This window comes from Runella zeae DSM 19591, assembly GCF_000423565.1.
Taxonomy (GTDB): Bacteria; Bacteroidota; Bacteroidia; order Cytophagales; family Spirosomataceae; genus Runella; species Runella zeae.
Genome location: NZ_KE384038.1, coordinates 157,216 through 170,962 on the forward strand (window position 1 = coordinate 157,216; position 13,747 = coordinate 170,962).

At 41.8% G+C, this 13,747-nt stretch carries 9 protein-coding genes; 4 read left to right on the forward strand and 5 right to left on the reverse strand.

Annotated features, from left to right (window positions below; translation table 11 throughout):
• The first annotated feature begins 239 nt into the window (after positions 1-239).
• The gene (locus tag G563_RS0123465; RefSeq protein ID WP_028667479.1) at positions 240-650 is read left to right on the forward strand and encodes an RrF2 family transcriptional regulator; all 411 of its coding nucleotides are present in this window, start codon (positions 240-242) and stop codon (positions 648-650) included.
• Here the strand turns inward: G563_RS0123465 and uvrA are convergent.
• Positions 634-3,501, reverse strand: a complete 2,868-nt coding sequence (uvrA, locus tag G563_RS0123470; RefSeq protein WP_028667480.1) for an excinuclease ABC subunit UvrA — start codon at positions 3,499-3,501, stop codon at positions 634-636. The genes G563_RS0123465 and uvrA overlap by 17 nt on opposite strands.
• Before the next feature lie 260 nt (positions 3,502-3,761).
• On the opposite strand from uvrA, the gene G563_RS0123475 reads away from it, so the two are divergent.
• Positions 3,762-4,832 carry a 6-bladed beta-propeller gene (locus G563_RS0123475; RefSeq protein ID WP_028667481.1) on the forward strand — a complete coding sequence of 357 codons (1,071 nt, stop codon included), beginning with the start codon at positions 3,762-3,764 and terminating at the stop codon, positions 4,830-4,832.
• 167 nt (positions 4,833-4,999) lie between these two features.
• Entirely contained in the window at positions 5,000-5,755 is a 756-nt protein-coding gene (locus G563_RS0123480; protein ID WP_028667482.1) for a hypothetical protein, read from the forward strand.
• Positions 5,756-5,807: 52 nt separating this feature from the next.
• Here G563_RS0123480 and G563_RS0123485 read toward each other — a convergent pair whose 3' ends face one another.
• The 4 genes from G563_RS0123485 to G563_RS0123500 form a co-directional block, all read right to left on the reverse strand.
• A complete protein-coding gene (locus tag G563_RS0123485; protein WP_028667483.1) occupies positions 5,808-7,652 on the reverse strand; it encodes a hypothetical protein in 1,845 nt (614 codons plus the stop codon).
• A gap of 128 nt (positions 7,653-7,780) precedes the next feature.
• On the reverse strand, positions 7,781-10,156 hold the full coding sequence (locus G563_RS37215) for an ELWxxDGT repeat protein (RefSeq protein WP_051211154.1): 2,376 nt from the start codon (positions 10,154-10,156) through the stop codon (positions 7,781-7,783).
• A 107-nt stretch (positions 10,157-10,263) separates the two neighbouring features.
• Positions 10,264-11,361: an alpha/beta hydrolase gene (locus G563_RS0123495; protein WP_028667484.1), complete on the reverse strand. Its 1,098-nt coding sequence runs from the start codon at positions 11,359-11,361 to the stop codon at positions 10,264-10,266.
• Between the two features lie 329 nt (positions 11,362-11,690).
• Entirely contained in the window at positions 11,691-12,422 is a 732-nt protein-coding gene (locus G563_RS0123500; protein ID WP_028667485.1) for an outer membrane beta-barrel protein, read from the reverse strand.
• A gap of 147 nt (positions 12,423-12,569) precedes the next feature.
• Here G563_RS0123500 and G563_RS0123505 point away from each other — a divergent pair, with 147 nt between their 5' ends.
• Positions 12,570-13,637, forward strand: coding sequence for a hypothetical protein (locus G563_RS0123505; protein WP_028667486.1), 1,068 nt, complete (start codon positions 12,570-12,572; stop codon positions 13,635-13,637).
• The last annotated feature ends 110 nt before the right edge of the window (positions 13,638-13,747 follow it).

Sequence of the window (13,747 nt, forward strand, 5' to 3'; positions counted from 1 at the left end):
AAAGTACAAGGGAGTGAGTGTCAAGTAAAGACATTGGAAAAGGAAAGTAAAGAGAACGTATATTGTTACAATTAAGGTACAATGGCTTTCTTTATTGAGTATTTTGACAGTAATTCTACATAAAAAATGTCTTTATTGGTTAAAATATATAAAATTAATCGAGTAAATTTGCTTTTGACCAAACCTATAGTATCCCTCAACTTACATGAATAACTTTCCTAACTTAATTTAAAGAAAAAATGATTTCTAAAAAAGCCAAATACGCCCTTAAAGCCTTAAAGGTTTTGACCGAAGAACACGGAAAAGGACCTGTTTTGATTTCTCATATTGCAGAAAGGGAAAATATTCCCAAGAAATTTTTGGAAGCAATTTTACTAGAATTACGGAATCATGGGATATTGTCAAGCCAAAAAGGCAAAGGTGGTGGATACCTTTTACGAGTAGAGCCTTCACGAGTTAACTTTGCACAAGTGATTAGGGTGATTGATGGACCTATCGCTCCCACGCCCTGTGTATCCCTTCACTTTTATGTAAAGTGTGATGATTGTATCGACGAAGCAACTTGCGCTCTCCGCCCCATCATGGAGCAAGTAAGAGACGCAAATTTAGGTGTCTATGAAGGAACAACGCTCGCTATTTTTGTGAAATAGTCTTCATTTTTTCCTTCAAAAACGACGCTGTATAATTATCAGAAAGGAGGGTCATTTCTTCGGGAGTACCTGTAAAAGTAATGTATCCTCCTTTGTCGCCCCCTTCTGGCCCTAAATCAATAATCCAATCGGCCGATTTTATCACTTCCACGTTGTGTTCAATCACCATCACCGTATCCCCTTGATTGACAAGGGCGTTGAAAGCTTTTAATAGCTTTTGAATGTCATGAAAATGCAGGCCAGTGGTGGGTTCGTCAAAGATAAATAATGACCTTCCTTGATTAGGATTTGATTTACTCAAAAAGAAAGCAAGCTTTACCCTTTGGGCTTCTCCTCCCGAAAGAGTATTTGAAGACTGTCCAAGTTTGATATACCCCAGTCCTACTTCTTGCAAGGGCATAAGGCGGTCGGCTAGCTTGGGCTCTGTATCCTGAAAAAACTCAATAGCTTCGCTGATAGTCATATCAAGTATTTCGGCAATATCTACCGACTTCCCATCCGTTTTCTGGTACCGTACATCTAGCACTTCTTGTTTGAAGCGTTTGCCTCCGCAAGCCTCACATTTAAGATAAATGTCGGCCATAAACTGCATCTCTATCTTTACTTGGCCTTCTCCTTGACAGGTTTCGCAGCGGCCCCCTTCTACATTAAACGAAAAATGAGAAGGCTTATAACCCCTTGCTTTGGCAAGTGGTACTTCGCTCATCATTTGCCTGATATAATCATAGGCTTTGATATAAGTGACGGGATTGGAGCGCGACGACTTCCCGATAGGATTTTGATCGACCATCTCAAGGTTGTCGATGCGGTCTAGGCTACCGGTTAGATTGGTATATTTTCCAGCTTCTTCGTTATATTCTCCTTTTTGACGAGCTAAGGCTGGATACAAAATCTTACGAATAAGTGTTGATTTTCCAGAACCAGATACGCCTGTAACGACGGTCAGTGTTCCTAAAGGAAATTTTACATCTATATCCTTTAAATTGTTTTCGCGAGCTCCTGTCAATTCGAGCCAATGTGTAGCCTTACGGCGGAAGGTGGGCACAGGAATCTGGTCTTGAGCTCTCAAAAATCGTACGGTGTGAGATAGCGTATCTTCTTGGAGATTGTTGATATTGGCCCAGTTTCCTTGCCATACTACCTCTCCTCCGAGGTTGCCCGCATCAGGGCCAATGTCGATAATTTGGTCAGCGGCTCGCATTACTTCTTCTTCATGCTCGACCACTATGACCGTATTGCCCATATCTCTCAACGATTCAAGTACTCCCACAAGTTTACGGGTATCGCGGGGGTGAAGCCCAATACTAGGCTCATCCAAAATATACATAGAGCCTACCAAAGCACTTCCTAAAGAAGTTGCAAGTTTGATACGCTGAAATTCGCCACCTGAGAGTGTATTGGTAAGGCGGTTGAGGGTGAGGTAGCCTAAACCTACCCGTTCCATATATTCAAGACGATTTTCTATTTCGACCAATATCCTTTTGGATACACTGTATTGGTATTCTGAAAGTTGGAGATTTTTGAAAAAACTCAGCACTTCCGAAATCGGCATCAACACCAAGTCTGTAATAGAAGCCCCTCCTACTTTGACGTAGCTTGCGTCTTTACGCAGCCGTGAGCCTCGGCACTCAGGACAGGTAGTACGACCACGGTAGCGAGAAAGCATGACGCGGTATTGTACTTTATGAGTTTGTGATTCGAGATGTTCAAAGAAATGATTTAAACCTTCAAAATATTCATTACCAGTCCATAAAACGGTTTTTTGGGCGTCGGTCAAATCTTTATAAGCACGATGAATCGGGAAGTCGAATCGGATACCATGCCTTAAAAGTGGGGCAAGCCACTCACTCATTTTTTCGGTACGCCAAGGAGCGATGGCTCCCTCAAAAATAGAAAGGTTTTTGTCGGGAATCACCAAATCAGGGTCCAATCCTAGTACCTTCCCAAAACCTTCGCAGCGCTTACAAGCTCCGTATGGATTGTTGAAACTAAAAAGATTGACACTTGGCTCTTCAAATTTGATACCGTCGAGCTCAAATTGATCCGAAAATTCACGACGTTCACTACCAATCACTTCTACCAAACATATTCCTTCGCCTTCAAAAAATGCGGTTTGAACCGAATCCGAAAGCCTAAATTGAGTGTCCTCATCCTCTTTTTTTACGACAGTCCTGTCAATAAGAATACATAAATCGGCGGAGCCAGTGCTGATTTCTTCTTCCAGTAACTCTTCGATGAGCCGTATCTCTTCCTTAATTACTACTCTTGTGTATCCTTTTGAAAGTAGTATGTTTAATTCTTGCGAAAGGGTACGGTCATTTTTGATGAGGAGAGGTGCAAGCACCATGATACGCGTGCCTTCATCATGACTAAGGATAAAATTCACCACATCAGTGACGGTATCTTTACGAACAGCCAGCCCTGAAATGGGAGAATACGTAATGCCTGCTCGGGCAAAGAGCAATTTTAGATAGTCATAAATTTCGGTGGTAGTACCAACAGTAGAGCGTGGATTTCGGGTATTTACTTTTTGTTCGATTGCTACCGCAGGAGATACGCCCTTGATGTAGTCAACTTCGGGTTTTTCCATTCTTCCCAAAAACTGACGCGCATAACTACTGAGACTTTCAACATACATACGCTGCCCCTCAGCAAAGAGCGTGTCAAAAGCAAGGGATGATTTTCCGCTTCCCGACACCCCCGTAACTACCACCAGCTTGTTGCGAGGAATCACTAGGTCAATGTTTTTTAGATTGTTGACACGGGCACCTTTGATGATGATGTATTGCTTCGGACTGATGGCTTCGAAGTCTATTTGAGAAGAATGTTGCGATTGGTTAACTACGTTCATGTGGCTGGTTGCTAAACTTACAAAGTTAGGGAAAAGCCCTCCCAAATACTAACCCCAGTTTTTTCAAAATGGTTTGCTGATTGTGTGAGTTGACCAAAACAAAATGAAGCTCACGAGCCCTTACACGATTGATGAAGAAAGATTTAGCAACTACAAGATATTATAAGAAGTATAAAAATTAGGTTTCTTGCTTAGGTAAATATTCAATATCTAAAGATCATTTGTTTAGCATTATTAAAAAATATATTCTTAATAAAATCATGAATCCTTCTACTTCGCGTCGCGACTTTATGAAAACTACCGCAGCTACTTTGTTGGCACCTTCAATTATTACTTCTGTCAATGCTCAGACCAATGATGGGGACGGGGCTATTGTAGGACATGGGTCTCATCGCTATAAAATTCAGGCCAACTGGGGGAAATTAGATGCTAGTAAATTTCCAGTAAAAAACTGCCATGAAATGGTAATGGACAGCAAAGGGCGACTTATCATGGTAACGGACGAAACTAAAAACAATATTTTGGTCTATGACCGTTCGGGTAAATTGCTTGATAGCTGGGGGCATGAATACCCCGGTGGGCATGGACTTACGCTTTGGAATGCCAACGGCGAAGAGTTTTTGTTTATTTGTGACCCCAACTCCAACAAAGTAACCAAGACGGATATCAACGGTAAAGTAATTTTTACCATCGAACATCCCTCTAAAGTAGGTGCTTACAAACCCGAAGATAAGTTTTTGCCTACTGAGACGGCAATCGGACCCAACGGCGATATTTATGTAGCTGATGGCTATGGCTCACAATGGATTTTGCAATACAGTTCTAAAGGAGAATTTATCCGCAAATTTGGTGGCCCTGGTGATGGTGATGATCAATTTGCAACTGCCCACGGTATCACCGTAGATTATCGCAACAAATCAAACCCTACGCTTGTCATTACGTCGCGTGTTCATAATGCTTTCAAGCGGTTTACATTGGATGGCAAATACTTATCTACCATATTTCTACCTGGCGCTTTTGTATGTCGCCCTGTGATTCACGGCGATCATTTGTTTGCGGGAGTATGCTGGTCGCGTTTGCGTTATCTCAATCAGACCAATAACTCGGGCTTTGTCACTATTTTAGATAAAAACGATAAAGTAATCTCAAATCCAGGCGGAACAAAACCCGAATATCGTGACGGTAAACTTCAGCTCATGGTTCAGGATGCGGCTACGGTAGGGGGGACTTTTATGCATTGCCACGATGTGTGTGTCGACAACGACGAAAATATCTACATCTGCCAATGGAATGCCAAACAAACTTATCCTATTAAGCTAGCGCGGGTATAAAGTTGAATTGTAGGGGAGAGAGCATTAAGTCCTATTATGGGGAAAATGTTCTACATCAAAAGAGGTTAGCACGATTTTTTTGCATTAACTTTACATAGTTTATTGAGATTCAATAAGCCTGCGAGATTTGATTATAAATCATATTAAGTTAATACCAAGCAAACGCTATGAAATCCATCTTGACTGCCCTACTTTTGGTCTTTACTGTGGTAGGAATCAAAGCTCAATGTCGTCCAGCGACGGCTGCCGAAAACGAAGCCTACGAACGTGTTGTTAAAGAATTACAACGCCAGTTTACTTCCAAAACGCCTAGTGGAAATTGGAAAGTATTTGATGAAAAACATTCTATGGGAGCTTTGGAGGTAACCTCTGAATGGGGAGGGTTTGTACATTTGTGTACCGACCGCTATGATCTTATCATGGAAAAAGCAGAAGTGGCGGCAGCGCGTAAAGCCGAGCTAGATACCCTAAAGCCTCAAACCACTACTCAGCCGTCGTTGTATGTACATCGCGATACGATGTATCGAGAAAACCCCAATGCCCTGATTCAACGTGCATTAGATACGTATTCTGTAAGCGTGGAAATCAATTTAGGAAATTACCGTTTGCAGGATACCGAAAGTGCGCGTATTGTCGAAAACTCTCAGACGATTTCAGTGAGTGGCAGTCCCCTTGCGTTTGAAGTTCGTCTTAAGCCAGATTTGGAAGGTGCTCTAGGGCGTCAAGAGACAGTGGTATTGTTGGGGGGATGGAGAACAAAGCCCGTCAAAGTAGGACAAGACATACGCTATCAACCACAGTTTAGAAAAGGCGGAAAACTAGTGGAAAACATAGTAGTGACTATCACGGCTCCTGTTGAAATTGCAAGGGAGGTTGTTAAACAGATTGATTGGAAGGCAATCGATGCTACCTTGGTAAAATAAATGCTTTAGGCAGTAGGTGCTATATTGAACGTACTGCCTAAAGTAATGCCTCTTAAATTTTAAACACAGAATAGGTTAAATCCCGAGTAGACGAAATATCAAAAGTATACGAAGTATTCGTAACAGGATTTTTGACTCGTACTTTATAATTAAGATTACCTGACGGAAGTTTAAGCGAAAGGTGCGCAATCAAAAAAGTCTTCAATTTGTCGTTATAGGATGCCGAAATAACAGGGGCGGGTTGGTTGTTTTGAAATAAATTGTGCATCCACCATCCATTGTAGCGCTGTTGGAAAGGTGCGTTTGGGTATCCACCTTCTACCCACGTTTGTCCGCCATCTAAGCTTATATCTGTAAAAATCAGCTTATGGTCTTCAAAATGGTTTTTGTAAGGTGCAATTTTCTTTTGTGCCAAAATAATCCCTTCCCGTACCATAGGTGGCACTTTTCCTTCGGTATTGGCATCCCAGTGTACAACACCGAAATTCTGAAGATTCGAAAAAGCAATCATCGCATCATAAATACGCTGCTCAAAAAGATCAGAAGTAGATAGAGGGTAGCTCCCAAATAGGAAAGTGCGAGGAGTAGGCTCCCAGTTTGCAAAGCCTAATTTGGTAGGTTCTATATAACGGCTACAATATAGCGTATTCCATACTAGCATTAAATATTGTTCTTCATCGGCCCATACTTGTTCGGGGGCAGTAGTGGTAAGCTCTACCGAGTGAGAGCCAGCCGGAATAATAGCCTCCGTATGACCACGCCAATGCTGAAAACTCACTTTAAGCTCTTTGTGTGCTACTCGTAAAGAGCCATCTTGGGCGTGCAAAGATACACGTGCCCGACGGTTGCCATTGGAAGCCGTTCCCAAATCTGTTACATAGTAGCGTGTCGGAACACCCGCTGTTACATTGGTTTTGGGAGATTCCTTCAATCTAATAATATCTGTACTGTACCAGTAATTGTATTGCTCATTTTTTTGCACAATCGCCCATACATAGTAGTAAGGTATAAAATCGGTAGGCTCCATATAGTCTAGTTCTTCTTCTAAAACTCGATTATTGAAACGATTGCGAACCCTCCAAATGATACCTCCATTAGGGACATTCCACCAAGATGAAATATTGCCGTTATCATCAAACTGTGGTTTATTGCCTGGGTCAATCTGTCCAATGGGCCCTAGTCCATAAGCCCATATTTTAGATTTGCTATAAAGCCGGGTTTTGTAGTATAATTCGGTATAAATGTAGCTCCAACGTTCTTGTACATAATTGAAAAACTGACCATCATCCATATCTTTAAATTCGGGATTGCTACCACCGTTGATATTATGACGATATTTTCCCCCTTCCCACACTTGTCTTCCGCGAGCGATTCCATTCCAATCTCCGAAAAAAATAGATTCAATATCCCATCTGATAAATCCGATTCTCGAATCTGCAATGGCTCTGGCTCTTCGATCTATTTCGCGTTCAGTGAGAATGAAGGGATTTGTTTTGGCAGCCTCATCTACGTTATCAATAGTCACAGAATTAAAAGGGCCGTTGATGATAGTATAGGTTTTACCCTGCGCCGAAAAATCGCGACTAGGATCGGGAGCGTACATGGGATTTAGACCAAAAGATTCTCCGTCGATCGTAAAAGCTTCTCGAAAACTTGCTTCGTTGATGTCTACGTAGCGGTTAAATTTAGGTTTACCTTCAGAAGAAGCAACACAGGCTGCCATGAATCCAAAGTCTCGAAAATCAGAAACATTTTCCCACACTACTTCTTGGGCTGGAAATACTTTGATAAGGTGCCGGAAGGGTTCGTTAGAGGCTTTGTTGGACAAATCAAAAATACCTAGTTTTTTGGCGGGATTATACCCATGAGGATAGCCCCCTTCGTCGGGTTCGTACATAACTTGAGAGGGTATACCCTGTGCAAAACAGCTACTCCACAGTAATAACTTTGCAAATAATAATAGATAATAATTGGGCTTGAGCATTGTCTAGTATGTTTTTCAATAAATTATTGTCTATTTGAGTATTAAAATTTAGCACCTGTAAAAAGGCCATTGTTGGTCAACCACATGATATTGTCCAGGGCGTTGACTGCACCATCGAGATTCATATCTGCCGTAGAATAGCGCGAAAATTGTCCATTTTGCTGTTGCCATAGCACTATATCGCCCGCATTGACATCTCCTACCTGATTTTTTTGAATATCTCCTACGTACATCATATATCGGTTATCCAAATATTTTTGACCTATTCCGGGAGTACCCGCTGGGATGTACGATTGAGTAATTGTAAAATCATAAAAGAAGTGGTTGTTGATAAACAGGGTAGGGGTAGCTGATACGATACCCACGTGATTACGATGCTCAACAGCTACATAGTAATTTGTAAAGTTTTCGAGTTTGCTAGGACATCCCTTGATATTGCTTACCGAGCCATTGGTTTCGATAGTTGCTGCTGCTCTAAAAACGGTAGTTTTGGGGTCATCGCGGTTAGTGCGAAGAGACACCAGTACCCAATCAGTGACATTTGTGCCATAGGAGTCTACGCTTTCGTTGCCATTATAAAACCACGGAGCACCTGAGTAGGGTTGTTTGGCGGACGTAGGTTGTCCAAAGGGGCTTACGGGGGATTGCCCCGGTAAGAGACCTTGTTGATTTAGTTGGTTACTCATTACCCCAAAACCTTTTCGATAGGGCCCTTCGAGCATTACTACTACGCTACCCACATAATCTGGATAAGCAATAGTACGAATTGTAATGCGAGCACTACTTGCACAAGTAGACCCTAGCTGTGCCACAAGGAAGAAATCGGTTTTGGAAGAAGTGAGAGTGACACTCGTAGGGTTAGATACAATAGGCCCATCCCAACTCCCCTGTCGCCAGACATGATTGTTGAAACTATTGTAATTGCTTACAAATCCGGGTAAAGAAATTGCTCCGGGGCTACAAAGAGTTGTATCTGAAGCAATCATATTAAGAGGCAAACAAGCAGCAAGTTTCCAAAGCTCAGTACCTTGGGTACCATTATCGGCTGTAAAATAAAGTGTATCAGCAATAGACACGACATTTCCAATGGCACTACTGGCATTGCCCATTCTAATTTCAGGCAAAGGTGTGGTCAAATTTTCGGTGCCGCCCGACCTCCACCATTCGTGATTGGTAGTGCCATCAGTAGCAGTAAAATATAAAGCTCCTTTGATTTCACTGAGGAGTAAAGGTAAGCTAGACGAACTCTCATCGCCGGGACGAATGTTTTTGACCATAATCGTGCCTGCGCTTGTTCCGTCCGATTTCCATAGTTCTTGCCCCGTTATACCATTGGTAGCCGAAAAATAAACGGTGCTTCCTATGGCTTTCAGGTAGCGGGGTTCACTTCCTTTTGTACCAGATTGGATATCAGCCACTAATACGGTACCATTGGCTGTGCCATTCGATTTCCAAAGTTCGAGGCCTGTTTGTCCATCGTTGGCCGCAAAGTAGAGCGTTCCGTTAACATTGGTTAGAAATTGAGGCATACTATGGGCTGCGCCGCTGGCAATATCTTTTACCATGACTGTTCCACCCGCTGTACCGTCTGACTTCCAAAGTTCATATCCATTGGCACCATTATCGGCTTTGAAATATAGCGTGCCGTTGATATTAGTAAAATATTGTGGTATGCTACTTCCTGAGCCTGTTTGGATGTCTTTTAGCATGACTGTTCCACCCGCTGTACCGTCTGATTTCCAGAGCTCATAGCCGTTGGTGCCGTCGTTGGCAACAAAATAGAGCGTACCATTGAAGTTAAAAAGAGATTGAGGGTTGCTTCCTGTACTTCCGCTCAAGATATCCTTTACCATTACAGTGCCGGCAGCGGTGCCATCAGACTTCCAAAGTTCGCTACCGTGGGTATCGTTGGTGGCTACAAAATACAGGGTCCCGTTGACTTCTGTATAACTTTCAGGCATACTGCCGACAAAACCGCTTGCTATATCTTTCAGGAGGAGGGTTCCGCTGGGGGTTCCGTCAGATATCCAAATTTCGTGACCAGTGTTGAGATCGTCAGCTGTGAAATACAGAAAATTTCCTACACTGGTAAGTCCATGAGCAGTGCCTGGCAAATCTTTGATTTTTAGAGTGCCTGTGGCTTTGCCATTGGATTTCCACAATCCTAATGTGTTATCATTTTGTTTGGCCAAAAAATAAACAGCGCCTTTGTGGCTAACCAAAAATCTAGGGTCACTACTGAGGGTGTTAGAAGGAGAAGAAGGGTCGGGTTGGGTATTAATGTCTTTGATTAAGACGGGGGTTTGGGCGTGAAGTAGCCCGCCATAAATCCCTAAAAAATAAAAGATACCGATGAGTTTACAATAGAATAAAAAATAGGGCTCATGGAGCGGATAACAGCGTAAAAGTCTTAACATATGCATTGAGATGGGTATTCATTTGTGATAAGGGGAAAGCGCGAAGAAGCTGAATAAGAATCTTCTGCTTTTTGCCTTACCACAAATTGAATGCCAAAATGCTTTAGTTAAGCTTTTTCATAAAAGAGCCAGTCGAGGGCTTTGGGGAATTCTTTGCTCCATCTAGCCTCCGTGTGCTCTCCTTTGGGGTCGGTAGAAAGTTGAAAACGTAGACGTTCGGGCGACCATCCTTGTTTAAAAACGGCTTCTTTGAGGCGTTCTACGCTCGGAATCATGTATTGACCTTCTTTGCCACCTGCATACACATAAATTTTGGTATCTAGTGGATTAAAAAACTCAATGGAGTCAAAATATATTTTTTCGGACACCCATAGAGAGGGCGAGAAAATCATCAATCTCCCCAAAATTTCGGGGTACATCAATCCAGCATAAATACTAATCAGTCCTCCCATAGAGCTGCCTCCTATACCTGTATGCTGACGCTCGGGGAGAGTGCGGTAGTGTCGGTCGATATAAGGCTTAAGGGTTCTAACGATAAAATTAGCATATTTTTTACCTGCACCCTTACCAAACTTAGGATGGGTATAAGGGGCAAATTCATGCAAACGATCTCCCTCAGCGTGGTCTATAGCTACTATGATGATATCACCTTTGCTTTGTGCTGAGAGTATAGCCATTTTTTTGTCAATTTCCCAGTTGCCATAGGCCGAGCCTTCTCCAAACAAATTTTGACCATCTTGTAAATAAAGCACAGGGTACGATTTTTTTGAAGTATAATAATCGTAAGGAAGCAAAATACGAACCCGCCTGTTGCGGTTGAGCTGAGGAATCTCAAAACGCTCTGCTACCGTTTCAATAATAGGCACAAAAGAAGTATCGTATACGGCACCGTTTTTACGCCAATAAGGCACAAAATCCTTTTGTATGATTCCTTTTGTGATAATCTTACGGTTTTGGGGGGCTTCGCCAAAAGTATCCAACTCTACTTGATCCCAACCTCCTCGCGTGTATTTGTATTCGAGTGATTGGTCAAATTGGAAGTCAGGAGGAAATTGGAAGTGGTATTTTCCGGGTTCGATTTTTTGCATTTGGTACCGTGGTATGTCTGGAAACCATTCACAAAAATTGCCTGCTACAAATACTGGCCGCTCATCATCTAGGGCAGTCGTTAGTTCTAGCGCTAAAGACGCATAACGGTTACTCATTACTCTTGTCTCATAAGTTAGTGTCACATCAACACTTACAAAGTTACGAATGTTAAAAAAAAGAATTATTAATAATCCTAAAACAAATTGTATTTATGATACCTGTATTTGTTGTTTTTGGACTATAAAATCAAAGAGAGAATAATATGTGTGGAGGGTTATGGGTTGATTATCAGGGACTAATTGGCTAAAATGGCTTGAACCTAAATCTACTTTTTTATCAAAAATATAACCTAAGAAATTGTACCTTATAGTTCTACAGAAGCCTATTTATGAAGAAAGGCTACGATATTTTCGTAGCCTTTCTTCATAAATAAAATATGAACTGATTAGAATAGTAAGCTCAAGCCGCCATTTAAGCTAACCAATCCGATTGGATGAACTTCGCGGATATTTTCATCTACCTTTTCTTTGCCTACAGTAAGAGTACTGGTGAGATTATCAAAACTAGCTCGCGTGCTTACATAATCTGCGTTGATGGCAAGGGCGAAATTCCGACTGATTTTGTATCTAATGCTAGCCCCGCCACCTAAAGTAGTCGAGCCTCTGCGCATCTGTTGAGTTTTCACTGATAAAGGTACATCGTAGAAATTCCCTTTAAGCTCAGTAGTAGGGCGTTGAATCCATGAATACCCGCCCATGATGCGTGCATCAAACATGAAGAGACCCGCCGAAAAGGTCATAAAGGGACCCGCCATAAGGTGAGAGCAGTTCCAAGTGCCTCCTGAAGTGGACCAATTGCCACCCGCATGACTTTTTTCAATGTTTTCAACCAACTTTTGAGTACCGGCATTGTTGAGGCAGTTGGTAAAAGAACCTTGGATGCCTATTCTTCTGGTAAGTCGATAGCCGGCTGATACTTGCATAGAAGTACCCCGCAAGGCCACCACATCCGAGGGTGCGGTAGGGTCGCCCTTCATGAGCGACTTGACTGGCATACTCACCCCTCCCGATAAGTTTACGAACCCACGGTGGTCGATATGCGACAAAATGAAACTTTGCTGGGCAAAACTCATGCCCGTGGCAAGCAATCCGATGATAAGGCTATATACTTTTTTCATAACAACTTATGGGATTAAGGTTGATATTGTATACCCCTATCAATATTCGTGCCAAACTTTTAATTTATTGATTTTCAGGTTGGTGTGTCGCTGGTTATTGGGATGAACGATGATTTTACGATATTCGTGATTTGATAAAAAAATACAATGTTGTTAGAAAATATTATTGAGAAAATAGCCGCTTTGCAGTCGAAAGGAGAGAAATATTTTGATGAGGGATTGTTTCCTGCATTGCGAACCAACCGGCTTATTGGCTATCATCGCCCCGACACAACGGTGTTTTTTACGGCGGTGATTATATTTACTTTACAAAAACTCAAACCGAGTCTATCGCCTAAATCCCAAAAATTAGTAGAGGAGATAGTGCGTAAAGGCATTCAAAATTATCCTCAGTTTCAAAATAAAGATGGTTTAAAAACCTATAATTTCTGGAAAACTAAACCTTCGAAACATTTTCCGAATGGTTATTTATTTCGAAGATTTGAGCATTTTCGTATCCCTGATGATATAGACGATACGGCGTTGATTTATCTTACCTCCTCGCCTACTGAAGAGGAGCTTCGATGGCTTAAACAGAAATTGAGTTTACACGCCAATCTTTCAAAACAACAAATCAAAAATACCTATCCTGAATATCGCTCTTTGAAAGCGTATTCGACTTGGTTTGGCAAAAACATGTACATCGAATTTGATGCTTGTGTTTTGGCCAATATGTTGTACTGTATTTATGAGTATCAATTGCCTCTCAATCAACATGATAAAGATAGTTTGGCTTATATTCGTTCAGTCGTAGAAACGGACCGCTATTTAGTAGAGTCATTTCGATGTGCGCATCAATACCCCCGCTCAGTTCCGATTATTTATCATATTGCCCGTCTTATGGGGGCTTTTGAAATTGAGGAGCTGGAGCCTATTCGTACTAAGTTGATTGAAGATACTCAAGATTTGTTGTTAGGTAATCTCCCTATCATGGACGAAATCGTCTTGAAAATTTCGCTTATGAGATTAGGCATACAACCTGCTCCACTTAGTCGAATCCCTACTTCTAATGAAGATTTTAAGGGGTTTTATTTTTTCATTGCGGGGCTATTGACGGCCTACGAAAACCCGTTGCTGTATCGATTATCCATCTCACCCTTAGTGCAAATGCGGTGGGAATGTGAAGCTCACTGTTGGGCTTTAGTAGCCGAATATCTATCCTTACACAAGATATAGAACTAATAATTTTTAAAATAAAAACAGGAATTATAATATAGTTTAGCCTTTTACAATAAGTGGAGAGAAATTCGTTTTTCCCCACTTCGGTTATACGCTTCTATAAAACT

Bases quoted from the DNA above. Each gene is read 5' to 3' on its own strand.
- G563_RS0123465 (WP_028667479.1), top strand. From the start codon at position 240: ATGATTTCTAAAAAAGCCAAATACGCCCTTAAAGCCTTAAAGGTTTTG.
- uvrA (WP_028667480.1), bottom strand. From the start codon at position 3,501: ATGAACGTAGTTAACCAATCGCAACATTCTTCTCAAATAGACTTCGAA.
- G563_RS0123475 (WP_028667481.1), top strand. From the start codon at position 3,762: ATGAATCCTTCTACTTCGCGTCGCGACTTTATGAAAACTACCGCAGCT.
- G563_RS0123480 (WP_028667482.1), top strand. From the start codon at position 5,000: ATGAAATCCATCTTGACTGCCCTACTTTTGGTCTTTACTGTGGTAGGA.
- G563_RS0123485 (WP_028667483.1), bottom strand. From the start codon at position 7,652: ATGTACGAACCCGACGAAGGGGGCTATCCTCATGGGTATAATCCCGCC.
- G563_RS37215 (WP_051211154.1), bottom strand. From the start codon at position 10,156: ATGTTAAGACTTTTACGCTGTTATCCGCTCCATGAGCCCTATTTTTTA.
- G563_RS0123495 (WP_028667484.1), bottom strand. From the start codon at position 11,361: ATGAGTAACCGTTATGCGTCTTTAGCGCTAGAACTAACGACTGCCCTA.
- G563_RS0123500 (WP_028667485.1), bottom strand. From the start codon at position 12,422: ATGAAAAAAGTATATAGCCTTATCATCGGATTGCTTGCCACGGGCATG.
- G563_RS0123505 (WP_028667486.1), top strand. From the start codon at position 12,570: ATGTTGTTAGAAAATATTATTGAGAAAATAGCCGCTTTGCAGTCGAAA.